A 25,786-nucleotide genomic window follows, 5' to 3' on the forward strand; every position below is an offset into this window, starting at 1 on the left:
TCCGCATTAGCGCTGTTCAACAAGGGTATCCAGCTTTTTCTGGCTTTCCTTAAGGGCCGAAGACAGGCTGGCGTTACCCACCGTCACGTTATGCACCAGCGAACTCACCACGCCAGAGCCCGTCACGTCGCCCATACGGGTAAAGTTCTTGTCGCCCACCGCGCCAAACACCTGGATATTAGGCAGTTTTGCAATCAACTGATAAGGCAGATCGCCAAGCGCGTTGATCACATCGTTTTCCTTCCACACGGGCGTGTTCACCACGGCTTTGTTGACCGGCAGTGCCGCTCCCGGAGACATCATCACCCAGTCCGCAATGTTGTCCGCCTGCTCCATAAAGGTGACAAATTTCTCGGCCGCCTCCGTCTCTTCCGCTTTCTGTCCGCTGGTGATGGTCAGCGAAGTCAACATGCCATAGACGGCAGAGGTTTTTTCCGTCGGAACGACAAACCCCACGTTCTGCGGTTCGCCTTCTTTAATGACGGCCGGGAGGATATAGGTGGAATAAATCGCCATTGGTGCAGTCCCGTTCATGAAAGCGTCTTTCACTTCCATGATGTCGTTAGAACCCGGCATCGTATTTGCCGCCAGCGCACGATAATATTCCAGCGCCTGCGCCATCTCTGGCGTATCAAGGGTTATTTTTCCTTGTGCATCAAAGACGTTGGCCTGATTTGACAACGCAAACTGCGAGAAAGACTGTTCAGTCAGCACGCTCTCCGCCGTCGGTAGTGCAATACCGTATTTCTTACTGGCGGGATCGTTGAGTTTTTGCGCGACGGTCAGCAATTGCTGCCAGTTTTTTGGCTCTTCCAGCCCGGCTTTCGCCAGAACATCTTTGCGATACCAGATACCGCCAATCCAGGCACTTACCGGAACGCCGGTCCACGCCGCGCTATCTTCAGTACGCACAATGCGCAGCACACCGTCATAAAACGCGCTTTCACCCACGTTCTGAATAACATCCGCAACAGCATCACGGTCGATCAGTTGCTCTTTATCCATCACTTTGGCGTAATCATGGCTGGTCTCAATAACCTCCGGCAGCGAGCCGCTGCGCGCCAGCGTGATCACTTTGGTGTTATAGGCATCTTCCTCAACAGGAACCTGTTTCACGGTGATTCCAGGATTTTCTTTTTCAAAACGCGTAATCAGTTTTGTAATAACGGCCTGACGCTCCTGTTCCACCGACGAATGCATAAATTCAATGGAGACATGAGATTGTTTGTCATCTTTGCACCCTGAAATCAGGGCGCAGGAAACCAGTGCTGATAACAGCACAACGTTAGATTTAAGCATTAGATGTTCCTTATTATTTTTTAATCCACATAACCTGCCATGGGTGCAGTGTTAATGTTTCCCCGGTGATATAACTTTCACTAATTAAGTCATAACCACCCGAGCAACAAATATTCACAGTTTGAATTTGATCGCTCACATTAAACAATGCAGTAATGGCTTCGCCATCTTTTGTTGTACGCGTCACTCGCATAACTTCTGATGTGAGACTCTCTATTTCAAAAGCGCTGTTCGGATGAAAGGCATTATTATGACGACGTATAATAATAAGCTTTGATAATGTCTGAAAGACGTTATGTCTTAGCGTGTCGTCATCGTTTAAAGCCGATCCAATTGTTGCCAGATCATATTTTTTACGATTAATAGCGCGGTTATACCCCAGTTGTTCCACACCATCATAGTCATTACGAGAACCCAGAATACTTTGAATATATACCGCAGGTACGCCAGGGAAACTCAATAATATGGCATGCGCTAAAATAAACCGGGCGAGTCTCTCATCATCACTACTGTCGCGCTTGCTGAGCGCATCCATATAAGTAACATTGATTTCGTAAGGGCTTCGACTCCCGTCCGGGTTGTTTTTCCAGTTGACTAACGCCCCTTCCTGCTGCAACGCTTCAACTAATTGCAGTATTTCCTCTTCCGGCAAAATACCGCGTAATGGATTCAGGCCTATTCCGTCATGGGAAGCCAGAAAGTTAAACCAGGTCGTTTTCGAGGATGGCAGCGACAGCGTTTTCGCCCAGTCGCACAACGCACGCGTATCCTGGCGTTGCACGGCATGCAATACCAGCGGCGGAAGAGAAAACTGGTAGACCATGTGCGCTTCATCATAGCCATTACCCAGATAGGAAATGTTATCCTGATGCGGAACGTTGGTCTCAGTAATGATGACGGTCCCCGGAGCCACCTCATCAGCAATAGCCCGGAACAGCTTGATTAACTGGTGCGTTTTTTCCAGGTGAATACACGTTGTACCCGGTGCTTTCCACATAAACCCGACGGCGTCCAGACGAATATAGTCCGCCCCTTGTTCGAGGTAGGTCAGTAAAACATCAACCATCGCCAGCAGCACGTCAGGGCAAGCATAATTCAGGTCAATCTGATCATCACTGAATGTCGTCCATAAATGACGGACGGTGCCATCGTGCAATGTAAAAGGCGTCAGTAACGGTAATGCGCGCGGACGCGTCACTGCACTCAGGTCTGTCGAAGGGGCCATTTCAATAAAGAAATGCTCATAGCCCGGCTTTTGCTGTAAATAGTTTTTAAACCATTCACTTTTGGCAGACATATGATTGCAGACAAAATCAAACATTAATTGACTTGTTTGATTCAGTTCACCGATATCTTTCCACTCCCCTGTTTCCTGCGCCACCTGGTGATAATCAATGACCGAAAATCCATCATCAGATGACCATGGATAAAAAGGTAACAGATGGACATGAGAAAAACTCGCGTTTAGCCGTTTACGGAAGAACTGATTAAATGCGGGAAGCGGTTTTGACGTCTCACAGTGAAATTGGTCGGCATAGGTAATAAGCACAACATCACTTTCATCCCAATGCAACTTACGCTGTTTTTTAATTAATGAACGTGATTTTTCAATACGCCTTTCCAGTACGTCGTAGTGGCGTTGCGAAAATGTTTCCCCATAGACTTCAAGCAGGTATTTCTGGATTTTTTGGCTCACTTTTGTTTTCCGTGGTAGCGGTCCCATGAAAGAAGAGACTACTCCGTGAAAAATAAGCTGTCAATCAGGCGAGCGGGTTTAGAGGGAGGATAAAAAAGAATTTTGGCAGCCCAAAAATCGTATTTGTGAGCTGCCGCAAATTACCGGGGAATATGTAATCGAAGTGTTACTCTGCGTACACAGAATCGTAGTCAGGGATGATTTCCGGTATAACGCCGGGATAATTTAGCCGCTGCCCGACTCAGTAAAGGCTCAAGCGCCACCGCCAGCAACATCTTCAGCGGGCGCCGGGCCACGGATTTCACCGCCCACCCCGCTACGCCTGCGGGACCGTAGCGTAACGCGGTCAGGAGAACCAGCTTCCCTGCAAGTTTAAAGCCCGGCTTCACCTTTTGCCCGGCGCGTTGCCAGCGAGTATTCATCTCTGTCCTCTTACAATTGACGGAAGCGGCTGCGTAACGTGAAGGTATCAGAGGTCACATAGCGCTCCATTTCGCGTAAACGTTTTTCGCCTGCGGCCAGTTCACGATCCACCGCATCTAACAGTTCACCGCTGGAAGGCTGTTGCTCGCCCGTTGCCATGCTGTCCGGCATCGGGTCCAGTACAAAAGAGAGAATGATGTAAGCCACCAGGGTGAAAAATGCCAGACCAAAGAAGATCGATAACACCACCAGGATACGCACCAGTTTCACCGGTACATCAAGGTACTGCGCGATACCGGCACACACCCCTCGCACCATCCCCTGCTGCGGCATACGCCATAATTTCTTGTTCAGGTTAATTCCTCCCATTAGCGATCCCTCCAGTTCGGATGTTCGGCGTCAAGAATGGCTTCCAGCGCCTGAATACGCTCGCGCATGCGTTGCGCTTCGTCGGTTAGCTGCATTAAACGTTGCTGTTCGCTTTGCGACAGTTCGCCCCGACCGGAACGGTTGCTGTAATGCAGCCATAACCAAATCGGTAACACGAACAGCACGAAAATGGTTAACGGTATGGCCAGAAATAACGCGCTCATGAGTGCTCCTTACAGGTGATGAGCGGCGGCGCGTTCGGGCGCCGCCAGGTATTATTATTGGTTATCTTGCTTCATTTTGGCTTTCAACTGCGCCAGTTGTTCGCTGATTTCATCATCTGCTTTCAGATCGGCAAACTGCTGATCCAGGGTTCTCTGCTTGCCAAAGTTTTGGCTTTCCGCTTCCGCCTCCATCTGATCGATACGGCGTTCAAACGATTCAAAACGCGCCATAGCCTCATCCAGTTTGCCGCTGTCCAGTTGACGACGGACATCACGGGAAGAGCTTGCCGCCTGGTGGCGCAACGTCAATGCCTGCTGACGGGCACGGGTTTCACTGAGTTTATTTTCCAGCTCGCCAATCTCTTTCTTCATCCGCACCAGCGTGTCGTCAACCAGTGCCGCTTCCTGATCGAGGGTGGCGATCAAATCCGTCAGTTTTTGTTTCTCAATCAGCGCGGCGCGCGCCAGATCCTCTTTATCTTTACGCAGCGCCAGCTCGGCTTTCTCCTGCCACTCCGCCTGTTGCGCGGCGGCCTGCTCAATGCGACGGGATAACTGTTTCTTTTCTGCCAGCGCGCGCGCGGAATTAGAACGGACTTCCACCAGCGTATCTTCCATTTCCTGAATCATCAGGCGCACCAGCTTTTGCGGATCTTCCGCTTTTTCCAGCAGCGCATTAATGTTGGCGTTCACGATGTCGGCAAAACGAGAAAAAATACCCATAATTCAATCCTCACACGGTATGTTCTGATATCGGGCTATGCCCTGCTACAGGGTTAATACAATCTGCGTGCCAACTTTTTAATCTATTGATTATTAAAATAATGTACGATTTTACCTCACGAGAAAAATAGGCTAAAGTGGTGAATAACACTAACAAGTGGTGAATCTCATCATGGCAGAATACAAAGATAACCTTCTCGGCGAAGCCAACAGCTTTCTTGAAGTGCTGGAGCAGGTTTCCCATCTGGCGCCGCTGGATAAACCCGTGCTTATCATTGGCGAACGCGGAACAGGGAAAGAGCTGATCGCCAACCGGCTGCATTTTCTCTCAACGCGCTGGCAAGGGCCGTTCATCTCCCTTAACTGCGCCGCGCTCAATGAAAACCTGCTCGACTCCGAGTTATTTGGTCATGAAGCAGGCGCATTTACTGGCGCGCAAAAACGTCATCCCGGGCGCTTTGAACGCGCCGATGGTGGTACGCTCTTTTTGGATGAGCTGGCGACCGCTCCCATGCTGGTTCAGGAAAAACTGCTGCGGGTGATCGAATACGGCGAGCTGGAGCGCGTCGGCGGCAGCCAGCCGTTGCAGGTTAATGTGCGTCTGGTCTGTGCGACAAATGCCGATTTGCCGCAAATGGTGAGCGAAGGGACATTTCGCGCCGATCTGCTGGACCGGCTCGCTTTCGACGTCGTACAGCTTCCCCCTTTACGCCAGCGTCAAAGCGACATCATGTTAATGGCCGAACACTTTGCCATTCAGATGTGCCGTGAGATTCATCTGCCCCTCTTCCCGGGTTTTACCGCGCGGGCGAGAGAAACCCTGCTTCAGTACCGCTGGCCGGGAAATATTCGTGAGCTGAAAAACGTGGTTGAGCGTTCGGTTTATCGGCATGGCAGCAGCGATTATCCGTTAGATGAAATTATCATCGACCCGTTTAAGCGTGACACTCCCGAACCGACGCCGCCGGAAACGCCCGTTTCTGTGCCATCATTGCCGCTGGATTTACGCGAATTTCAGCAACAGCAGGAGAAAGACTTTCTGCAAATCAGTCTGCAACAGGCGAAATTTAATCAAAAACGGGCAGCAGAATTGCTGGGTCTGACCTACCACCAGTTGCGCGCATTGCTCAAAAAACATCAGATTTAGCGCTCATGCCCGGGACAGTTGTTCTCATTCTGTGGGGGTAATATGTTAAGTGAATTAATTAGGTTTTCTTTATAATTAATTTCGATATTGGTTAATAACATAATAAAAATAATTACAAAGGTGATTGAATTTCCAGCGTAATGTTATACCCAACGATTTTGCATACAAGGGAAATGCTATGAATTGGGATAAACACGCAGCCGTAGAATACGCACGCAGACATGCTATGATGGGTGCGAGCCTGGCTGGCTTGTTAATCAGCTCTTCTGCTTTTGCGGCGTTGTCTCCCGGCGGACCCGAAGCTACAGCTTTAACATTTAATTGCTGGTACATATCCCAGTTAATACAGGAGAAAAATCCACTGGCTGATTATGAGGGACTCCAGCCCTACGTTACAGCAAACACCATTGCTGCGTTAAAGACCTCAAATACAGCAGACCCAGGCTCCGAAGATGTACCCGATTCTGATATGTTCATCAAAGCCCAGGATTTTGACGATGACTGGCAGCAAATAGAGATCGTCTCATCAGACTTAGATCCCGTATGTACACAGGTCTATGTCTCTTTCGGCGCTGAACAGAAACACACAGTAATAGACTGCATGGTGAAAGAAAACGGTACCTGGAAAGTACAATCTGTCGCAGGCCAGAAAATATTGCGAAACGTAAGCCTGAAGTAATCATGTATCAAAGCCCGTAACTTAACTGAACGGGCATTTCCTTTGGTGTTTATTCAACCAGTATGACGATTCCTTCATCGCAATTGTGTACATTTACGCCAGTTGTCCGCAGTCATTTTTACCTGGCGGGCCGAAGTGCGATACACTTTGCAGATCGAATCTAAAAACCTTAAAAATTATTTGCGCATTTTAAATCTCTCTTGCGAATCAATAATTTATACAATAAACAATTAGTTAGAACAATCACCATTAAGACAATGTGAGTCATTACTGGTCATTTTACTGCCCCAAAACCTGTCCCCAGGCAATTTTCGCCCCCAAATTTGCCCCCAAAAATCCCACTTTGCGTAGCTCCTTCCAGTTTCGAAACACCCAGTTTTACCGGCTCCTGATCTTGCTTCATGATGTTCGTGTTTAAAATCATAAAGTTTCGGTGCACACCGCTTTTTAGACAGGGATATCATCTTCAGTTGCACGGTTAATGAAAAACGTTACACGTCCCAACACCTCAACTTCAGCCAGAGCAGTACCTTCGATCGCTTCGCCATCGTCTGTGATAAGCACCTCCCCAAACTGAGTGTTTCCATCGAATAGAATCAGCAGCACGTCACCTGGTGTCTTTCTGGTTGCAGGCTCAATGACAGCAAACCCGACGTCAGTTTCAAGCACTCTGCTTTCCGCCCCTATATTGCATAGAACTGCAGGTGAGAGCGCGCACTCAACGTAATCGGTAGCTGGTGAAGGGAAACCCATCTCATAGCCCTCCGTTCGGATTGAAAAGCTGGAAAGTACGATCTTTGCCTTCGTGGTCAGTAACATCCTTGAACGTCGTCACATACGTTTCTATCCAGGTGTTGGCCTGTCCCAGAGACCAGTTCCAGTTCACTTTTCCCAGCCCGCTCAAGAATGCCTGAGTAGTGACAGTTCTGCGTCCATTCGGTTCAATGCGGATAATTGAAAAAATCAATATTGCAAACCTCATCAATAATCAACTGAAATATATAGATTTTGCATAACACATTTTGCCTAATAATCTTAATAATTAGGGGTTTATTAACGTTTCTAGCATATGAACCGTTAATAAAAAAAGGAGTTTTGAAATGGCAATCCCGGCATATCTTTGGCTGAAAGATGATGGCGGCGCAGATATCAAAAGCGCTGTTGATGTACAAGATCGCGAAGGAAGTATTGAGGTTTTGGGGTTCGGTCATGGACTACATCTGCCGACCGATAATATGACAGGGAAGATCACCGGCACACGCGTACATAGCGCTCTTGTATTTGAAAAGGAGTTCGACAGCTCAAGCCCATATCTGTACAAAGCAGTGGCAAAGGGTCAGACATTGAAAAGTGCGAAGTTCAAATGGTACCGCATTAATGACGCCGGGCAGGAGGTGGAATACATCAACATGCTGCTAGAGAACGTCAAAGTCGTCTCGATTTGCCCGATGATGCACGACGTGAAGACCCCTGCCACCGAGAAGCATAACCATCTCGAAAGCGTTGCGCTACGATACGAGAAAATCACCTGGAAGCACTGCGACGGCAACATCATCTTTTCTGATGAATGGAAAGACAGATGATCCGCTGCACGTTTCATCTCAATAGCGGACAGCTGTCGACGCTGAGCTGCCCTGGCGTGGGATTCTTTCCGGCTTACTCTGGAAACGCGGGTGAGAACAGAAACAATCCGGGCAAAACCGGCGTTCCGGAGAAGGGGCCGCTTCCACCCGGCAAATACTATATTGTCGCCAGACCGGGTAGCGGCGCGGTGCATTTCATCAAAAACGTGGCATATTCGGTAGCGTCTGGCTCGAATTATTTCAACTGGTTCGCGTTATATCGTGAAGACTCGAATATTGATGATTATACGTTCGTCGAGGAAGTAAAGAGAGGGAATTTCAGACTGCATCCCGCGGGATACAAAGGAGTAAGCAACGGCTGTATAACGTTCGTCAGCACTACTCATTACAACATATTGAGAGAAGCCATTTTAAGACAGCCGACATTTAGAATAAACGGGACGCACCTCGTCGCGTTCGGCACGGTGCAGGTGTACTGATGAATACTTTGAAATTTACAGTGTTATGGCATATTTATTTATTATCGTATGCTTGCATTTTTATTGTATTTTTTGCGGTAGTACCAGAGCAACAATTGTTCACATGGCTGTCAAATAAATATGGGTTTATTGATATTGAGAAGTGGGATATTTACTATTCATTATTCACTCTATTGACTACAGCCTTGCTGAATAGTTTATTCATTATCATAACCTTTCGACTTGTTAGAAAAAACAGTCGAGCGAATAACAACTATTAATACACATAGGGGAGGATTCCCTCCCCCTGTTCATCTTTAAGTTTTTGCCGCATTAATTATTACGTCAATGCCAGCCAGTTCAGCCCCGTTTTTACCTGAGCCGAAATTCGTCACAGTATTGTACTGGCTATACGACGGTAGAGCAGCATCTTTATCCGCAGCGGCTTTTCTGACTGCAGCTGTTGCAGCGTACTCTGCTGCTTTGGCTTACCGGGCATATGGAAAAGACAGATATCGTTTTCAATCATAGAGAGCATGGACACACTGAACAACAAAGCCTCAGATTCGTGTTTGTTCCAGGAAAACAGTCAAAGGATGGGAGCACTTATTTTTCGCGGGGTTCCATCGCAAGCAGTTGGAAACGATCCGGCATCAGGAGGTGCCCACCCTATCAGTCGCGCCATACTTACGCCTGCTGGCTATTGTCCACCGGGGCTAACCCTTCGTTTATTGCGAGTCAGATGGGCCATGAAAATGCTAAGATGGTTTATGAGGTATATTCGAAGTGGATAGCTGGTATGAACGCTGATCAGGTTGCAATGTTAAACGCCCGATTACCATCACTACTGCCCCCATTATGCCCCTAAACACAAACGGCAATGGCAAATGTCATTAAATATTAGTAAGATAGCATCTTTATACATAATCCCTTAAAAATTATGCGCCTGGTTTTATCGTCTCTGATCGTGATGGCTGGACTCCTGAGTGGTCAGGCTGCGGCTGCGCCTGAACCGACTATGCATGCTGATATTCGCGACAGCGGTTTTGTCTATTGCGTCAGTGGGCAGGTCAACACCTTCAATCCACAAAAAGCGAGCAGCGGCCTGATCGTTGATACGCTTGCCGCCCAGCTGTATGACAGACTGCTGGATGTGGACCCTTATACTTATCGTCTGGTGCCGGAACTGGCAGAAAGCTGGGAAGTGCTGGACAACGGCGCGACCTACCGTTTCCACCTGCGTCGCAACGTCTCTTTCCAGAAGACCGCCTGGTTCACCCCTACCCGCAAGCTGAACGCGGATGACGTGGTGTTTACCTTCGAGCGCATTTTTGATCGCAAACATCCCTGGCATAACGTTAACGGCGGCAGTTTTCCCTATTTCGACAGTTTGCAGTTTGCCGATAACGTCCAGAGCGTGCGTAAGCTGGACAACAATATCGTCGAATTTCGCCTGACCCAACCAGACGCCTCCTTCTTATGGCATCTGGCGACGCACTATGCGTCGGTCATGTCAGCGGAATATGCGGCGCAGCTGACAAAGCAGGATCACCCGGAACTGATTGACCGCCAGCCGGTCGGCACCGGCCCGTTCCAGCTCTCGGAATATCGCGCCGGACAATATATTCGTCTGCAACGTCATGAGGGATTCTGGCGTGGTAAACCGCTGATGCCGCAGGTGGTGGTTGACTTAGGCTCCGGCGGCACAGGCCGTTTATCGAAATTGCTCACCGGCGAATGCGATGTGCTGGCCTGGCCCGCCGCCAGTCAGCTCACGATTCTGCGCGACGATCCGCGCCTGCGTTTGACGCTGCGCCCCGGTATGAACATCGCCTACCTGGCCTTTAATACCGATAAGCCGCCGCTGAATAATCCCGCCGTACGCCATGCGCTGGCGTTGTCGATCAACAACCAGCGGTTGATGCAGTCGATCTACTACGGTACAGCGGAAACCGCCGCCTCTATTTTGCCGCGCGCCTCGTGGGCCTATGACAACGAGGCTAAAATTACAGAATACAATCCGGCTAAATCCCGCGAGCAGTTGAAAGCGCTGGGGCTGGAAAACTTAACGCTACAGCTGTGGGTGCCGACCAGTTCCCAGGCCTGGAACCCCAGCCCGCTGAAAACCGCCGAGCTGATCCAGGCGGATATGGCGCAGGTCGGCGTAAAAGTGGTGATTGTTCCGGTAGAAGGTCGTTTCCAGGAGGCGCGGTTGATGGACATGAACCATGATCTGACGTTGTCCGGTTGGGCAACCGACAGTAACGATCCAGACAGTTTCTTCAGGCCGTTGCTGAGCTGCGCCGCCATTAACTCACAAACCAACTTTGCACACTGGTGCCATCCTGAGTTTGACGGCATTCTGCGAAAAGCGCTCTCGTCCCAGCAGCTTGCGGCGCGTATTGACGCGTATGATGAAGCGCAAAATATTCTGGCAAAAGAGCTGCCGATACTGCCGCTCGCCTCCTCGCTGCGTTTACAGGCTTATCGCTATGATATTAAAGGGCTGGTTTTAAGTCCCTTTGGTAACGCCTCGTTTGCCGGTGTTTCGCGGGAAAAAGAAGATGAGGTGAAAAAACCATGATTATTTTCACCCTGCGTCGGTTTCTGCTGCTGTTGGTCACGCTGTTCTTTCTGACCTTTATCGGCTTTAGCCTGAGCTATTTCACGCCCCATGCGCCATTACAGGGCGCATCGTTGTGGAACGCCTGGGTTTTCTGGTTTAACAGCCTGATCCACTGGGATTTTGGCGTTTCCAGCATTAACGGCCAGCTGATCTCTGAACAGCTCAAAGAGGTTTTTCCCGCCACGATGGAGCTGTGCATTCTCGCTTTCGGCTTTGCCCTGATGGTCGGAATCCCCGTGGGGATGCTGGCAGGCGTAACGCGGAATAAATGGCCAGACCGTTTCATCAGCGCCCTCGCCTTAGTGGGATTTTCGATTCCGGTCTTCTGGCTGGCGCTGCTGTTGACGCTGTTTTTCTCGCTCACGCTCGGCTGGCTGCCGGTATCAGGTCGTTTTGATCTGCTTTACGAAGTGAAGCCGGTCACCGGTTTCGCCATTATTGATGCCTGGATTTCCGACTCGCCCTGGCGCGATGAGATGGTGATGAGCGCAGTGCGCCACATGGTATTGCCGGTGCTGACGCTGGCCGTCGCCCCCACCACGGAAGTGATTCGTCTGATGCGCATCAGCACTATTGAAGTGTATGACCAGAATTACGTGAAGGCAGCGGCGACGCGCGGTCTGTCACGGCTGACGATTCTGCGTCGGCATGTGCTACACAACGCGCTGCCGCCGGTGATCCCGCGTCTCGGCTTGCAGTTTTCCACCATGCTGACGCTGGCGATGATCACCGAGATGGTCTTTAGCTGGCCGGGGCTGGGACGCTGGTTGATCAACGCTATCCGCCAGCAGGACTACGCCGCTATTTCCGCAGGCGTAATGGTGGTTGGTTCGCTGGTGATTATCGTCAACGTGATCTCTGATATTTTGGGTGCTATGGCTAACCCTCTGAAACATAAGGAATGGTATGCCTTACGATAGTGTGTACAGCGAAAAGCGCCCACCGGGAACGCTGCGCACTGCCTGGCGCAAATTTTATGGCGACGCTTCTGCGATGGTCGGTCTTTACGGCTGCGCAGGTCTGGTGGTGCTGTGTATTTTTGGCAGCTGGTTTGCTCCCTACGGCATCGATCAGCAGTTCCTCGGCTACCAGTTGCTGCCGCCGTCCTGGTCGCGCTATGGCGAAGTCTCGTTTTTTCTGGGCACGGACGATCTGGGGCGTGACGTTTTAAGTCGCCTGCTGAGCGGCGCGGCGCCCACCGTCGGCGGCGCGTTTATCGTCACGCTGGCGGCAACGCTGTGCGGCCTGATTCTGGGCGTTGTCGCCGGGGCTACGCACGGCTTACGCTCCGCCGTACTCAACCATATTCTGGACACCCTGCTCTCTATTCCGTCGTTGCTGTTGGCGATTATCGTTGTTGCCTTTGCCGGGCCGCATCTGAGTCACGCAATGTTTGCCGTCTGGCTCGCACTGCTGCCGCGTATGGTGCGCTCGGTCTACAGCATGGTGCATGACGAGCTGGAAAAAGAGTATGTGATCGCCGCGCGCCTCGATGGCGCCACCACGCTCAATATTCTCTGGTTTGCCATTCTTCCCAATATTACCGCCGGTCTGATTACCGAAATCACCCGCGCGTTGTCGATGGCGATCCTCGATATCGCCGCGCTCGGTTTTCTCGACCTCGGCGCGCAACTCCCCTCTCCTGAATGGGGCGCCATGCTCGGCGACGCGCTGGAGCTGATATATGTCGCGCCGTGGACGGTGATGTTACCAGGCGCGGCAATTATGATCAGCGTTCTGCTGGTGAACCTGCTTGGCGACGGCATCCGGCGCGCGATTATCGCGGGGGTGGAATAATGCCGTTACTGGATATCCGTAACCTGACCATTGAATTTAAAACCGGCGAAGACTGGGTTAAAGCCGTAGATCGGGTCAGTATGACGTTAAATGAAGGGGAAATTCGTGGACTGGTCGGCGAATCCGGCTCCGGGAAAAGCCTGATTGCGAAAGCCATTTGCGGTGTGGCGAAAGACAACTGGCGCGTCACCGCCGACCGTATGCGCTTTGACGATATCGACCTGCTGCGTCTTTCCGCACGCGAGCGCCGCAAACTGGTCGGCCATAACGTGTCGATGATCTTTCAGGAACCGCAGTCGTGCCTTGATCCTTCGGAGCGCATTGGCCGTCAACTGATGCAGAATATTCCCGCCTGGACCTATAAAGGTCGCTGGTGGCAGCGTATTGGCTGGCGAAAACGCCGTGCCATTGAACTGTTGCACCGGGTCGGCATTAAAGATCACAAAGACGCGATGCGCAGTTTTCCGTATGAGCTGACGGATGGCGAATGTCAGAAAGTCATGATCGCCATTGCGCTCGCCAATCAACCGCGCTTGCTGATTGCCGACGAACCGACCAACGCGATGGAACCCACCACCCAGGCGCAGATTTTCCGCCTGCTGACGCGCCTGAACCAGAACAGCAATACCACTATTTTGCTGATCAGCCATGACCTGCAAATGCTCAGCCAGTGGGCAGACAAAATTAACGTTCTGTATTGCGGGCAGACGGTCGAAACTGCGCCCAGTAAGGATCTGGTGGCTACGCCTCACCACCCTTATACTCAGGCGCTCATCCGCGCGATACCGGATTTTGGCAGCGCCATGCCGCATAAAAGCCGCCTGAATACCATGCCAGGGGCAATCCCGCTGCTGGAACAATTACCGATAGGTTGTCGTCTGGGGCCGCGTTGCCCGTATGCTCAACGAGAATGCATTGAAACCCCGCGTCTGACCGGGGCGAAGAATCATCTCTACGCCTGTCATTTTCCGCTGAATATGGAGAAAGAGTGACATGGTGGAAACCCTGCTCGAAGTGCGTAACCTGAGTAAAACCTTCCGCTACCGTACAGGATGGTTCCGGCGTCAGACCGTCGAGGCGGTAAAGCCGCTCAGCTTCACCTTACGCGAACGCCAGACGCTCGCCATTATTGGCGAGAATGGCTCCGGCAAATCCACGCTGGCGAAAATGCTGGCAGGAATGATCGCGCCGACCAGCGGCGAACTGCTGATTGACGATCATCCGCTGAAATACGGCGACTACTCGTTTCGCAGCCAGCGTATCCGCATGATTTTTCAGGACCCGTCAACGTCACTCAATCCGCGACAGCGCATCTCGCAGATTCTGGATTTCCCGCTGCGGTTGAACACCGATCTGGAACCGGAGCAGCGACGTAAGCAGATTATTGAAACCATGCGGATGGTCGGTCTTCTCCCTGACCACGTCAGCTATTATCCGCACATGCTGGCGCCAGGGCAGAAACAGCGTCTGGGATTAGCCCGCGCCCTGATTTTACGCCCGAAGGTGATCATCGCCGACGAAGCGCTGGCTTCGCTCGATATGTCGATGCGCTCGCAGCTCATCAACCTGATGCTGGAACTCCAGGAAAAACAGGGGATTTCGTATATCTACGTCACTCAGCATCTGGGGATGATGAAACACATCAGCGATCAGGTGCTGGTCATGCACCAGGGCGAAGTGGTCGAACGCGGCAGCACCGCTGATGTTCTCGCCTCTCCGTTACATGAACTCACCCGCCGTTTGATCGCAGGACACTTCGGCGAAGCCCTCACCGCCGACGCCTGGCGAAAAGATCGCTAGCCTGAAGGAGCGTTATGATGTTGTTGTCTGAATCAATTAACGGCCATTTGGTCATCCACCACGCGCCCCGAATGCAGGAGCGCCCATGAGAAAATATTCCTGGCTGATCCTGTGTCTGGCGCTGGCTGTGCTACTGGCGTCCGCTTTCGCATTCACTCGTGCTGACAACCAGACTGAACCGGCATTCGGCTACACTCTGGACTTCAAAAAACCGTTGTCCGGGATCGACAATTTATCCTCCCTGAGCTACGTGCCCGAAGAAGATGTTTTTGTCGCCACCCTCAACAGACCCGCCACCATCCTCAAACTGTCTAAAAATGGAGAAATACTCGCCAGAAAAAGCATCGCAGATCGGATTAAAGATGCTGAATCAATCGAATACGCGGGTAACGGGACATACTTACTGGTCGATGAAGCAGACTCCGCGATGTATGTTTACCAGCTCAGCCAGGATCTGGACATCAGGTCAGTGAGAAAAATAGAAACAGACCTGTTTGAGAACGCGCGCAATCGGGGAATCGAAGGCATTGCCTGGATGGCCGGACGAAATGAACTCTATTTCGCCAAAGAACGTAAACCGGTCATGCTGTACCGAACCCAAAGCGACGGCGGCCTTACTCATTTTTCTGAGATCGTCCCACTGGATGATCTGATTAAAAATCTGGACGTAGACGATATCTCCGCCCTTCACATCCACGGTGAACATCTGCTGATCTTATCTGATGAGTCACGCAGCCTGACAGAGATAGACCTGAACGGCAATGTGCTGCGCCGGATGTCATTAACGCAGGGCGAAAATGGTCTTGAGGAAGATATCCCGCAACCTGAAGGCGTGTCGATGGATAAGGCCGGCAACATTTATATTATGAGTGAGCCGAACCTGTTTTATCGATTTGAAAAGGTCTCGACTGGCAGGTAAACCGTAAGTTCAGACTCTTCTTTCCCGTTGAAGCGCGGTTTTGACGGGAGAGAAGAAACGGCGATACGCGGGCTTTTATGAAGTCAGAAAACACTGGAAACGTTTGAAATGGTGCCGACTACCGGAATCGAACTGGTGACCTACTGATTACAAGTCAGTTGCTCTACCTACTGAGCTAAGTCGGCCTGGGCCGCCATCGAGGCCTCGAACCCCGTTCCCTACAACACCCACAACAAATGTCGTTCGCTCTTCCAGATGAGCTAATGGCGGTTTGACGGTTCTTGTGAGTTATCACGCACTTACGCGTCATAACGAACCGGCTGCGAATAATACATAAGTAGAATTAGTCATGCAACCATTATGATTCGTCCAAATGTATTTATCCCTTATATTCGCAGCGCGTCACCCGCTCGTGCTGGTTGGATGAGGCGAACCTGATAGCGGGTGATATACTGGACGGATGCAGGAAAATATCGAAAGTAAACAGGCTCGTCCTGCGCCGCCCCGGAGCTAAGTCACGGGAAATGACGGAAAAATATCGTGACACAAAGGGCTGTGAGTGGGATATAATTTCGAGCTAATTTCGAATAACTTTGAAATGTTGCTTTTAATTTATTGATATTAAAAGCAAAAAATAAGTAATGACTATAAGGATTAAAGCTATGGGTTTTCTTTCCGGTAAGCGCATTCTGGTAACGGGTGTTGCCAGCAAATTGTCCATCGCCTACGGTATCGCTCAGGCGATGCGCCGCGAAGGAGCTGAACTGGCGTTCACCTACCAGAACGACAAACTGAAAGGCCGCGTGGAAGAGTTTGCCGCTCAACTGGATTCCAGCATCGTGTTGCAGTGTGATGTGGCTGAAGATGCCAGCATCGACGCTATGTTTGCCGAACTGGGTAAAGTCTGGCCGAAATTCGACGGTTTCGTTCACTCTATCGGCTTCGCGCCTGGCGATCAGCTGGATGGCGACTATGTGAATGCCGTTACCCGTGAAGGCTTTAAAATCGCGCACGACATCAGCTCTTACAGCTTTGTGGCGATGGCAAAAGCTTGCCGTACCATGCTGAATCCGGGTTCCGCCCTGCTGACCCTGTCTTATCTGGGTGCTGAGCGCGCAATCCCGAACTACAACGTCATGGGTCTGGCAAAAGCGTCTCTGGAAGCAAACGTGCGTTACATGGCTAACGCGATGGGCCCGGAAGGTGTTCGTGTTAACGCAATCTCCGCAGGTCCGATCCGTACTCTGGCCGCGTCCGGCATCAAAGATTTCCGTAAAATGCTGTCGCATTGCGAAGCGGTTACGCCGATTCGCCGCACCGTTACCATTGAAGATGTGGGCAACTCTGCCGCCTTCCTGTGCTCCGATCTGTCTGCCGGTATCTCCGGTGAAGTCGTTCACGTCGACGGCGGTTTCAGCATCGCAGCCATGAACGAACTGGAACTGAAATAATCGTTTCACTTCCCGCAATGGGCGGCGCAGCGTCGCCCATTATTCCCTTCTCTGATGACGCCTTTCCCCCCCTTCCATTCTTCGCGCGCTGTCGCATCGCGGTATATATCATTCTGATATTTATTATCACCTAACAATCTTTTATCCCCTCTCTTGCTTACGCCAGGATAATGCAGCGAAAACGATCCGGCGTGATTCGACGACGACGTGTCCGGGTCGCCACTTTTAGACCAAGGAACGCCCATGGAACAACGCCGAATTGAAGGCAAAAGCCACTGGTATCATGAAACCCAGTCCAGCACTTATCCGCAAGAGGTTCTCCCGCTGGTGCCGGAAGCCGCGAACGTCGAGGACAGTTTTCTGCTGGATTTAGCGATCGCCGAAGACGTGCTTTTACCCTTTCAGTCCTGGTTGCACCCTGCCCGTCAACTTGCTCAACGCCTCTTTCCCGAGCGCGTCACACAGAATCGTCTCCACACGTTCAGCGCCTATGAACGGATGAGCACCGCATTGACCGTTGCCCAGGTCTATGGCGTACAGCGGCTCTGTAACCATTACGCCGCACGACTAACCCCGCTTCCCGGCCCGGACTCTTCCCGGGAGAGTAACCACCGACTGGCGCAAATCACGCAATACGCGCGTCAACTGGCCAGTTCCCCTGCGGTCATTAATGCCCGCGACCGCCAGCACCTTGACGATGTGGGTCTGACGACCAGCGACATCATTCTGATAAACCAGATTATTGGTTTTGTGGGTTTTCAGGCGCGCGTCGTGGCGATATTCCAGGCTTATCATGGACACCCCGTCCGCTGGGTGCCGGGTCTGGATATACAGCAATTCGCCGATGCGCAGCTTTTCCAGGAAAAGGACGCGCAATGGCACCCGGCTCAGGAAGGCGTGGAAATACGTTACGCCAGCGCCGAACAGCTGGAGTGCCTGTCTCACCATCAGCCGGTTGCAGAACTGCTGACGCTCGCGCCAGTCCTGGTTCACGAACCCGCCCTGCTTTCTTTGCTTGGCACACTGCTCACCAGCGCCCTGCGTACGGATGCGCCACCGGCGTCGCTCCCACTCGCCACGCTGCTCACGTCGCGCATCAATGGCAGCGTCGCCTGTTTTAATGAACAGTCACGCCACGCGAGCGAATGGGCAGAGACAATTTCGGTGTTCCGCCGGGGTGAACGGGAGATACAGCACTGGGAAAGCCAACATCCGGTTGAGCGTCCTGTCACGCAAGCGATACAATGGCTGACCAGGGCGCCCGATCGTTTTAGCGCTGCGCAATTCACGCCGTTACTCGAACAAGGGGCGTCACTGGAACAGGCCGTCAACTTGCTGGGCTGGTGCGGATTGTGCGGTTGGTTGAACCGTTTAAAAATCGCGTTGGGCGAAACACATTAACCGCGCCTTTACTGAAAGAGCGCTTGCTGCGCCAGGCAGAATCGCGTAAAACTGTCAGCCGCTCTTTTGGCCACGAAAATAGACAATTATGTTTCAGGACAACCCGCTGCTAGCGCAGCTTAAACAGCAACTACATTCCCAGACGCCGCGTGCTGAAGGGGTGGTAAAAGCCACGGAAAAAGGCTTTGGCTTCCTGGAAGTCGATGCACAAAAAAGTTATTTCATCCCGCCGCCGCAGATGAAAAAAGTCATGCATGGCGACCGTATTGTCGCGGTGATCCATACGGAAAAAGAACGCGAGTCCGCCGAGCCAGAAGAACTGATCGAGCCGTTCCTGACCCGCTTCGTGGGCAAAATCCAGGGTAAAAACGATCGTCTGTCCATCGTACCGGATCATCCGTTGCTGAAAGACGCTATCCCATGCCGTGCCGCCCGTGGCGTGGAACACGAATTTAAAGAGGGTGACTGGGCCGTTGCTGAAATGCGCCGTCATCCGCTGAAAGGCGACCGCTCTTTCTACGCCGAGTTAACCCAGTTCATCACCTTCGCCGACGACCACTTCGTACCGTGGTGGGTCACGCTGGCCCGCCATAATCTCGAAAAAGAAGCGCCGAACGGCGCGGCGACAGAAATGCTTGATGAAGGTCTGGTACGCCAGGACCTGACCGCGCTGGATTTTGTCACTATCGACAGCGCCAGCACCGAAGATATGGATGACGCCCTTTATGCGCAAGAGTTGGGCGGAGGTAAGCTGCAACTGACGGTTGCGATTGCTGACCCGACCGCGTGGATTGCGGAAGGCAGCAAGCTGGATAACATCGCAAAAATCCGGGCGTTTACCAACTATCTGCCGGGCTTCAACATCCCGATGTTGCCGCGCGAACTGTCTGACGACCTCTGTTCCCTGCGCGCGCAGGAAGTTCGTCCGGCACTGGCCTGCCGCATGACCATTGCCTCCGACGGCACTATTGAAGATGACATCACCTTCTTTGCGGCCACGATCAAGTCGAAAGCCAAACTGGCCTACGACAATGTCTCCGACTGGCTGGAAAATACCGGCAGCTGGCAGCCTGAAAGTGACGCTATCGCCCAACAGATCCGCCTGCTCCAGCGCATTTGCCTGAGCCGTGGCGAATGGCGTCACAACCATGCGCTGGTGTTCAAAGATCGCCCGGACTATCGCTTTATTCTTGGAGAGAAAGGCGAAGTGCTGGATATCGTCGCGGAACCTCGCCGCATTGCGAACCGCATTGTGGAAGAGTCCATGATCGCGGCGAACATTTGCGCCGCCCGCGTGCTGCGCGACAAACTGGGCTTTGGTATTTACAACGTTCACATGGGCTTTGACCCGGCCAACGCCGACGCGCTGGCAGCGTTGTTGAAAACGCATGGCCTGCACGTTGACGCAGGAGACGTATTAACCCTGGAAGGCTTCTGCAAACTGCGCCGCGAGCTGGATGCCCAACCGTCCGGTTTCCTGGACAGCCGTATTCGTCGCTTCCAGTCATTCGCAGAGATCAGCACCGAACCGGGCCCTCACTTCGGACTGGGTCTGGAAGCGTATGCGACCTGGACCTCTCCGATTCGTAAATACGGCGACATGATTAACCACCGCCTGCTGAAGGCCGTCATCAAAGGCGAAACCATCGCGCGTCCGCAGGAAGAGACAACGCAGCAGATGGCTGAACGCCGCCGCCTGAACCGTATGGCGGAACGTGACGTCGGAGACTGGTTATATGCGCGCTTCCTGAATGATAAAGCCGGTACAGAAACACGCTTTGCGGCGGAAATCGTTGATATCAGCCGCGGCGGGATGCGCGTTCGCCTGGTCGATAATGGCGCAATGGCCTTTATCCCGGCGCCGTTCCTGCATGCCGTACGTGACGAGCTGGTTTGCAGCCAGGAAAGCGGCTCCGTGCAGATCAAAGGTGAAACGGTATACAAAGTGACGGATGTGATCGATGTAACGATCGCGGAAGTTCGCATGGAAACCCGTAGCATTATCGCCCGGCCTGTCGCCTGACGTTTTTGATGTAGCGGCCTTTCTTTAACCGGAAAGGCCGTTTTTTTTCTGCCCGCCCCACCCACCGCACGCTACACTTCACTCATCCGTTCAGAATTATTTTTATCCGCTCGCTATGCTTTTTTCTGAATCTGGATTACATATAAATACATAAGTAAAACAATATGTTCAGCCATAATTACCTCGTACGAATCATGGCTAACCTTTCTCCTGAGGCTGTATGCGCTTTAAACGGGATGGTAAGCATCATGAAAGACGTTCTGGAGCCTGTTTCATTGTTTAGCGATTTGGGAACCCATAGCCCTTACTGGCGTTTATCGGATGACTGCGACACCCTGCGTTTATCCGCGACTGAGGCTGCCGACGCTGACCAGATCGTTGCGTTATCTTCCGAGCAGGCTGACCGCATCCGGGAGATGACCGTCATCACGTCAAGCCTGTTACTCACCCTTCCCGGTGAACATAATGCCGTTCCCGTGCAACTTGTCGGGCGAAAAATCAACAAGCGCGAATGGGCAGGAAACGTATCGGTCTGGCATGATGCACCCTCAGATATGCAGGAGGCCGTTCTGGGACTCTCCTTTGCCGAGCAGGTGGTATCAGAGGCCAACTCAGCGATCGTAATCCTTGACAGCCGCGGGAATATCCAGCGTTTTAACCGTCTTTGCGAAGAATACACCGGGTTAAAAGAGCATGACGTCATTGGGCAAAGCGTCTTCAAATTATTTATGAGCCGGCGCGAAGCCGCGGCCTCCAGGCGCAACATCAGCGGTTTTTTCCGCAACGGCAACTCTTATGAGATCGAACGCTGGGTAAAGACCCGCAAAGGCCAGCGCCTGTTTCTGTTTCGGAATAAATTTGTCCATAGCGGCAGCGGTAAGAACGAAATCTTTTTAATCTGTTCAGGCACCGACATTACCGAGGAGCGGCGTACGCAGGAGCGTTTACGCGTACTGGCGAATACGGACACAATCACCGGGCTGCCTAACCGGAATGCCATTCATGAGCTGATTAACGATGCCATTGAAAACGCGGGCGACAATCAGGTTGGTATCGTCTATCTGGACCTGGACAACTTCAAAAGGGTGAACGATGCCTACGGGCATATGTTTGGAGACCAGCTGCTACAGGCCGTCTCGCTGGCGATCCTGAGTTGCCTTGAGGAGAATCAACTGCTGGCCCGCCTCGGCGGCGATGAGTTTATCGTTCTCGCCACGCAGACTTCGCAAGGGTCGCTGGAGGCCATGGCATCGCGAATTCTCACACGCTTGCGTCAACCCTTTCGCATTGGCCTTATCGAGGTGTATACCGGCTGTTCTATCGGTATCGCCCTTGCGCCGCAGCACGGGCATGACAGTGAAAGCGTGATTCGTAATGCGGATACCGCAATGTACACCGCGAAAGAAGGCGGACGTGGACAGTTTTGCGTGTTCTCTCCCGAGATGAACCAGCGCGTCTTTGAGTATCTTTGGCTGGACACTAATCTGCGCAAAGCGCTGGAAAACGATCAACTCCTGATCCACTACCAGCCGAAGATGACCTGGCGCGGCGAAGTCCGCAGCCTCGAAGCACTGGTGCGCTGGCAATCACCGGAACGCGGGTTAATTCCCCCGCTGGAGTTTATCTCCTACGCCGAAGAGTCTGGGCTGATTGTCCCGCTGGGGCGATGGGTGATGATGGATGTTGTACGGCAGGTCGCCAAATGGCGCAGCAAAGGCATCAACCTGCGCGTCGCGGTGAATGTATCCGCCCGCCAGCTCGCGGATCAAACTATTTTTACCGACCTGAAGCAGGTGCTTCATGAACTGAACTTCGAATATTGCCCGATTGATGTCGAACTGACAGAAAGCTGTTTGATTGAAAACGAAGAGCTGGCGCTGACCGTCATCCAGCAATTCAGCCAGCTTGGCGCGCAGATACATCTGGACGATTTTGGCACCGGCTACTCGTCGCTTTCTCAGCTTGCCCGCTTCCCCATTGATGCGGTCAAGCTGGATCAGACGTTTGTCAGAGACATTCATAAGCGGTCGGTTTCGCAATCGTTAGTACGCGCGATCGTCGCCGTAGCGCAGGCGTTAAATCTACAGGTGATTGCGGAAGGCGTCGAAAGCGCAAAAGAAGATGCGTTTTTAACCAAGAATGGCGTCAACGAGCGCCAGGGGTTCCTGTTTGCCAAACCCATGCCCGCCGCCGCTTTTGAACGCTGGTATAAACGCTATCTGAATAAAAAGATGCGCTGAGATGGGCAAAAAACAGGCGTTCGGGACAGGGTAAGAGGCCTCTGATAACAAACTTATCTGCATGTAATAACAGAATATATAATATTACCCAATGGTTTTGGCGAATCCTGTTTTTCCCCTTCTCTTTTGGCATTATTTTTTGCATCATGAAATTCATACATTTTTGACGTAAGGATGATAACCATGTCTGATATCGACGCCCAACGTGTTGCCGAACGCATTGATACCGTGCTGGATATCCTTGTTGCTGGCGATTACCACTCTGCCATCCACAACCTTGAAATTCTTAAAGCGGAGTTGTTAAGTCAGGTGAAAGAAGATACCGACGCCTCCTCGACGAAACCCCGGGCTCCGTGGGAGATCTAAGTGACGCGAGCTTTTCGTGGCACCTGACTCAGGAAACGCAGCATCCCTTATACTCCCCGGTACTGATACCGTTATAAAAATTAAAATTATGAATTCCCGACAACAATCAATTTTGCAAATGGTCATTGATAAAGGCCAGATGAGCGTGGCTGAGCTGGCAAAAATCACCGGCGTCTCTGAAGTCACGATCCGACAGGATCTTAACACCCTGGAAAAACAGAGCTATCTGCGCCGTGCGCATGGTTTTGCCGTCTCGCTGGACAGCGATGACGTCGAAACGCGCATGATGACCAATTACACGCTCAAACGCGAACTGGCTGAATTTGCCGCGTCACTGGTCAGCCCCGGCGAATCCGTATTTATTGAAAACGGCAGCAGCAATGCCCTGCTGGCCAGAACGTTAGCGGAACAAAAGGATGTCACCATTATTACGGTGAGTAGCTATATCGCTCACTTGCTCAAAGAGACGCCGTGCGAAGTGATCCTCCTTGGCGGAATCTACCAGAAAAAAAGTGAAAGTATGGTCGGGCCATTGACCCGCCAGTTTATCCAGCAGGTTCACTTCAGTAAGGCCTTCATCGGTATCGATGGCTGGCAGCCGGATACCGGTTTTACCGGACGGGACATGATGCGATCGGATGTGGTTAATGCCGTACTGGAAAAAGGCTCTGAAGCCATTGTTCTGACGGACAGCTCTAAATTCGGCGCAGTACATCCTTATACGCTGGGGCCGTTAACACGTTTTAGCCGCGTGATCACCGATTCCAGAATAAGTGCGGACCATCAAATGCAACTGGAACGCACCGGGCTGACGGTGAACATCATCGAACCTCGCGCCTGAGCGCATTGCAGATGATTTGCCGGATGGCAAATCATCTCTCCCCTCTGAGATTTTTCCGACAATCTAATTAAGACTATTTACCTGTTATTAACAGGGTAAAGTCGTAAAATTTATATTAGCGATATAACAGGAAGTGACTATCACCTGCGTGATTTTAAGCTGTTACCCCTGCGCAACAAGGTTTTGCGGACAGTCTCTTTAATGGCTTTAATGAACATCATTTTAGCTATAATTAAAGAGAACTTACTTCCGTGAATCAATTATTCAGGAGAAAGTATTATGTTTATGACGAGCAAAAAAATGACCGCCGCTGTTCTGGCAATTACCCTGGCGATGTCTCTGAGCGCTTGCTCTAATTGGTCTAAACGTGACCGTAACACTGCGATCGGTGCAGGGGCTGGGGCGTTGGGCGGTGCTATTTTAACTGACGGTAGCACGCTGGGTACGCTTGGCGGGGCTGCGGTAGGTGGTGTTATCGGCCATCAGGTAGGTAAATAATCTACGGTCGACCGGCTCGAAATAATAATACGGTAATTCTTTACAGGTCTTTACTCTAAATATACACAGTGAAATTTAAAGCCACGATAAATAACTATCGTGGCTTTTTTCATTAGCCGCCCGCCAGTTTAACTTTCATTCCTTTGGCTTCCAGTAATGATTTAATCAGATCGCGCTTATCGCCCTGAATTTCAATTATTCCCTCTTTAACCGCCCCACCGCAGCCGCATTTTTTCTTCAGCTCTGCGGCCAGTTTGGTCAGTTCAGCATCATCCATATCAATGCCGGTAACGAGGCACACCCCCTTACCTTTCCGCCCACTGGTCTGGCGCTGAATACGGACGATACCATCACCCTTTGGGCGTTCAACCGCCGCTTTCGGTTCGTCAATCCGGCCCGTTTCCGTGGAATAGACCAGACGGCTGTCAGAATTGTTCATCAGGCTCCCCGTTTCAGTGATGCATTAATGGCCTTCAGGGTTTGCGCAGGGTCAGCAGACTGCGTAACCGGTCGTCCTATAACCATATAGTCCACGCCCGCCGCCAGCGCCTGTTCCGGCGTCATGATACGGCGCTGATCGCCAGCGTCAGATCCCTGAGGACGAATACCCGGCGTTACCAGCTTAAACTCTGTGCCAAATTCCTGCTTAAAGCGCACCGCTTCCTGCGCCGAGCAGACCACGCCATCCAGCCCGCAATTTTGCGTCAGGCGCGCCAGACGTTCCGCATGCTCAGCCGGTGACAACGTCACGCCAAGATCCGCCAGATCGCTGGCCTCCATGCTGGTCAGTACCGTCACCGCAATCAGCAATGGCGCATCCTTACCCAGCGGCAGTAAGGCTTCGCGCGCTGCGGTCATCATCCTAGCCCCACCCGACGCATGGACGTTAACCATCCATACGCCCAGATCTGCCGCCGCCGCAACGGCATGTGCCGTGGTATTTGGAATATCATGAAATTTCAGGTCAAGAAAGATATCGAAGCCGCGCTGCTGCAAATCACGAACCAACTGCGGGCCGAACAGCGTGAACATCTCTTTGCCGACTTTCAGGCGGCAATCACGCGGGTCGATTCTGTCGACGAAAGCCAGCGCGTTATCACGATTATTGTAATCCAGAGCAACAACGACAGGAGAATCGGTAACAGCGCGGGAAGAAGATGAAGCAGTAAACGTCATGACCAGACCTTCTTGATGATGGGCACCGGGTGCGGCGCGAAATGGGT

Annotated in this window: 27 protein-coding genes, 1 tRNA gene and 1 pseudogene; 18 read left to right on the forward strand and 11 right to left on the reverse strand. The window is 51.8% G+C overall.

Annotated elements, in window-relative coordinates:
• Nucleotides 1–6 precede the first annotated feature (6 nt).
• The 6 genes from OGX93_RS04135 to pspA all read right to left on the reverse strand — a co-directional run bounded on the left by OGX93_RS04135 (nucleotide 7) and on the right by pspA (nucleotide 4,734).
• Nucleotides 7–1,299: an ABC transporter substrate-binding protein gene (locus OGX93_RS04135; RefSeq protein ID WP_071258387.1), complete on the reverse strand. Its 1,293-nt coding sequence runs from the start codon at nucleotides 1,297–1,299 to the stop codon at nucleotides 7–9.
• A 13-nt stretch (nucleotides 1,300–1,312) separates the two neighbouring features.
• Nucleotides 1,313–3,022: a sugar phosphorylase gene (locus OGX93_RS04140; RefSeq protein ID WP_286449563.1), complete on the reverse strand. Its 1,710-nt coding sequence runs from the start codon at nucleotides 3,020–3,022 to the stop codon at nucleotides 1,313–1,315.
• 164 nt (nucleotides 3,023–3,186) lie between these two features.
• Nucleotides 3,187–3,417, reverse strand: coding sequence for a phage shock protein PspD (gene pspD / locus OGX93_RS04145; RefSeq protein WP_198448156.1), 231 nt, complete (start codon nucleotides 3,415–3,417; stop codon nucleotides 3,187–3,189).
• Between the two features lie 10 nt (nucleotides 3,418–3,427).
• Nucleotides 3,428–3,787, reverse strand: coding sequence for an envelope stress response membrane protein PspC (pspC, locus tag OGX93_RS04150; RefSeq protein ID WP_012132267.1), 360 nt, complete (start codon nucleotides 3,785–3,787; stop codon nucleotides 3,428–3,430).
• On the reverse strand, nucleotides 3,787–4,011 hold the full coding sequence (gene pspB / locus OGX93_RS04155; RefSeq protein WP_012132266.1) for an envelope stress response membrane protein PspB: 225 nt from the start codon (nucleotides 4,009–4,011) through the stop codon (nucleotides 3,787–3,789). Before pspB ends, pspC begins: the two co-directional genes overlap by 1 nt.
• Nucleotides 4,012–4,065: 54 nt before the next feature.
• Nucleotides 4,066–4,734, reverse strand: coding sequence for a phage shock protein PspA (gene pspA / locus OGX93_RS04160; protein ID WP_012132265.1), 669 nt, complete (start codon nucleotides 4,732–4,734; stop codon nucleotides 4,066–4,068).
• A 172-nt stretch (nucleotides 4,735–4,906) separates the two neighbouring features.
• Between pspA and pspF the strand changes: the two genes are divergently transcribed.
• Together pspF and OGX93_RS04170 are read left to right on the forward strand one after the other, a co-directional pair.
• A complete protein-coding gene (gene pspF / locus OGX93_RS04165) occupies nucleotides 4,907–5,881 on the forward strand; it encodes a phage shock protein operon transcriptional activator (RefSeq protein WP_199972032.1) in 975 nt (324 codons plus the stop codon).
• Between the two features lie 178 nt (nucleotides 5,882–6,059).
• Nucleotides 6,060–6,560, forward strand: a complete 501-nt coding sequence (locus tag OGX93_RS04170; RefSeq protein ID WP_230011015.1) for a DUF3828 domain-containing protein — start codon at nucleotides 6,060–6,062, stop codon at nucleotides 6,558–6,560.
• Nucleotides 6,561–7,007: 447 nt separating this feature from the next.
• On the opposite strand, the gene OGX93_RS04175 is transcribed toward OGX93_RS04170, so the two are convergent.
• Both OGX93_RS04175 and OGX93_RS04180 read right to left on the reverse strand, forming a co-directional pair.
• Nucleotides 7,008–7,229, reverse strand: a complete 222-nt coding sequence (locus OGX93_RS04175) for a hypothetical protein (RefSeq protein WP_373681810.1) — start codon at nucleotides 7,227–7,229, stop codon at nucleotides 7,008–7,010.
• 85 nt (nucleotides 7,230–7,314) lie between these two features.
• Nucleotides 7,315–7,542 (reverse strand): DNA polymerase V, encoded by a 228-nt coding sequence (locus OGX93_RS04180; protein WP_286449564.1) that lies wholly within the window; start codon nucleotides 7,540–7,542, stop codon nucleotides 7,315–7,317.
• A 118-nt stretch (nucleotides 7,543–7,660) separates the two neighbouring features.
• On the opposite strand from OGX93_RS04180, the gene OGX93_RS04185 reads away from it, so the two are divergent.
• The 9 genes and pseudogenes from OGX93_RS04185 (at nucleotide 7,661) to OGX93_RS04225 (ending at nucleotide 15,743) form a co-directional block, all read left to right on the forward strand.
• Nucleotides 7,661–8,143 (forward strand): Hcp family type VI secretion system effector, encoded by a 483-nt coding sequence (locus tag OGX93_RS04185; RefSeq protein WP_071258395.1) that lies wholly within the window; start codon nucleotides 7,661–7,663, stop codon nucleotides 8,141–8,143.
• Nucleotides 8,140–8,622 carry a DUF2778 domain-containing protein gene (locus tag OGX93_RS04190; RefSeq protein WP_071258396.1) on the forward strand — a complete coding sequence of 161 codons (483 nt, stop codon included), beginning with the start codon at nucleotides 8,140–8,142 and terminating at the stop codon, nucleotides 8,620–8,622. Before OGX93_RS04185 ends, OGX93_RS04190 begins: the two co-directional genes overlap by 4 nt.
• A 466-nt stretch (nucleotides 8,623–9,088) precedes the next feature.
• Nucleotides 9,089–9,469: pseudogene (locus OGX93_RS04195) on the forward strand (tyrosine-type recombinase/integrase); the annotation flags it as partial.
• A gap of 72 nt (nucleotides 9,470–9,541) precedes the next feature.
• Nucleotides 9,542–11,185, forward strand: a complete 1,644-nt coding sequence (sapA, locus tag OGX93_RS04200) for an ABC transporter substrate-binding protein SapA (protein ID WP_115181595.1) — start codon at nucleotides 9,542–9,544, stop codon at nucleotides 11,183–11,185.
• Complete coding sequence (gene sapB / locus OGX93_RS04205; RefSeq protein WP_047463560.1) at nucleotides 11,182–12,147, forward strand: peptide ABC transporter permease SapB; 966 nt, start codon at nucleotides 11,182–11,184, stop codon at nucleotides 12,145–12,147. The genes sapA and sapB overlap by 4 nt, the downstream gene beginning before the upstream one ends.
• Nucleotides 12,134–13,024, forward strand: a complete 891-nt coding sequence (gene sapC, locus OGX93_RS04210) for a peptide ABC transporter permease SapC (RefSeq protein WP_012132258.1) — start codon at nucleotides 12,134–12,136, stop codon at nucleotides 13,022–13,024. The genes sapB and sapC overlap by 14 nt, the downstream gene beginning before the upstream one ends.
• The gene (sapD, locus tag OGX93_RS04215; RefSeq protein WP_012132257.1) at nucleotides 13,024–14,016 is read left to right on the forward strand and encodes a peptide ABC transporter ATP-binding protein SapD; all 993 of its coding nucleotides are present in this window, start codon (nucleotides 13,024–13,026) and stop codon (nucleotides 14,014–14,016) included. The genes sapC and sapD overlap by 1 nt, the downstream gene beginning before the upstream one ends.
• Nucleotide 14,017: 1 nt before the next feature.
• Nucleotides 14,018–14,824, forward strand: coding sequence for a peptide ABC transporter ATP-binding protein SapF (gene sapF, locus OGX93_RS04220; protein WP_012132256.1), 807 nt, complete (start codon nucleotides 14,018–14,020; stop codon nucleotides 14,822–14,824).
• Nucleotides 14,825–14,909: 85 nt separating this feature from the next.
• Nucleotides 14,910–15,743, forward strand: a complete 834-nt coding sequence (locus tag OGX93_RS04225; RefSeq protein WP_012132255.1) for an SdiA-regulated domain-containing protein — start codon at nucleotides 14,910–14,912, stop codon at nucleotides 15,741–15,743.
• Nucleotides 15,744–15,852: 109 nt separating this feature from the next.
• On the opposite strand, the gene OGX93_RS04230 is transcribed toward OGX93_RS04225, so the two are convergent.
• Nucleotides 15,853–15,928, reverse strand: a tRNA-Thr gene (locus tag OGX93_RS04230).
• Between the two features lie 477 nt (nucleotides 15,929–16,405).
• Between OGX93_RS04230 and fabI the strand changes: the two genes are divergently transcribed.
• The 7 genes from fabI to osmB all read left to right on the forward strand — a co-directional run bounded on the left by fabI (nucleotide 16,406) and on the right by osmB (nucleotide 24,563).
• Nucleotides 16,406–17,194: an enoyl-ACP reductase FabI gene (fabI, locus tag OGX93_RS04235; protein ID WP_024130306.1), complete on the forward strand. Its 789-nt coding sequence runs from the start codon at nucleotides 16,406–16,408 to the stop codon at nucleotides 17,192–17,194.
• Nucleotides 17,195–17,437: 243 nt separating this feature from the next.
• Entirely contained in the window at nucleotides 17,438–18,595 is a 1,158-nt protein-coding gene (locus OGX93_RS04240; RefSeq protein WP_286449565.1) for a carboxymuconolactone decarboxylase family protein, read from the forward strand.
• A gap of 88 nt (nucleotides 18,596–18,683) precedes the next feature.
• Nucleotides 18,684–20,618, forward strand: a complete 1,935-nt coding sequence (locus OGX93_RS04245) for an exoribonuclease II (RefSeq protein WP_286449566.1) — start codon at nucleotides 18,684–18,686, stop codon at nucleotides 20,616–20,618.
• 248 nt (nucleotides 20,619–20,866) lie between these two features.
• Complete coding sequence (pdeR, locus tag OGX93_RS04250) at nucleotides 20,867–22,858, forward strand: cyclic di-GMP phosphodiesterase (RefSeq protein WP_286449567.1); 1,992 nt, start codon at nucleotides 20,867–20,869, stop codon at nucleotides 22,856–22,858.
• A 183-nt stretch (nucleotides 22,859–23,041) separates the two neighbouring features.
• Nucleotides 23,042–23,224, forward strand: a complete 183-nt coding sequence (locus OGX93_RS04255) for a YciZ family protein (RefSeq protein WP_024130304.1) — start codon at nucleotides 23,042–23,044, stop codon at nucleotides 23,222–23,224.
• Nucleotides 23,225–23,312: 88 nt separating this feature from the next.
• Nucleotides 23,313–24,065, forward strand: coding sequence for a DNA-binding transcriptional regulator YciT (gene yciT, locus OGX93_RS04260; protein ID WP_024130303.1), 753 nt, complete (start codon nucleotides 23,313–23,315; stop codon nucleotides 24,063–24,065).
• 279 nt (nucleotides 24,066–24,344) lie between these two features.
• Nucleotides 24,345–24,563 carry an osmotically-inducible lipoprotein OsmB gene (gene osmB, locus OGX93_RS04265; RefSeq protein ID WP_012132246.1) on the forward strand — a complete coding sequence of 73 codons (219 nt, stop codon included), beginning with the start codon at nucleotides 24,345–24,347 and terminating at the stop codon, nucleotides 24,561–24,563.
• 112 nt (nucleotides 24,564–24,675) lie between these two features.
• On the opposite strand, the gene yciH is transcribed toward osmB, so the two are convergent.
• Both yciH and pyrF read right to left on the reverse strand, forming a co-directional pair.
• Nucleotides 24,676–25,002 (reverse strand): stress response translation initiation inhibitor YciH, encoded by a 327-nt coding sequence (gene yciH, locus OGX93_RS04270; protein ID WP_012132245.1) that lies wholly within the window; start codon nucleotides 25,000–25,002, stop codon nucleotides 24,676–24,678.
• Nucleotides 25,002–25,739, reverse strand: a complete 738-nt coding sequence (pyrF, locus tag OGX93_RS04275; RefSeq protein WP_134769376.1) for an orotidine-5'-phosphate decarboxylase — start codon at nucleotides 25,737–25,739, stop codon at nucleotides 25,002–25,004. The genes yciH and pyrF overlap by 1 nt, the downstream gene beginning before the upstream one ends.
• Nucleotides 25,740–25,786 lie beyond the last annotated feature (47 nt).

It is taken from the genome of Citrobacter sp. CK195 (assembly GCF_030333365.1).
Classification (GTDB): domain Bacteria; phylum Pseudomonadota; class Gammaproteobacteria; order Enterobacterales; family Enterobacteriaceae; genus Citrobacter_B; species Citrobacter_B koseri.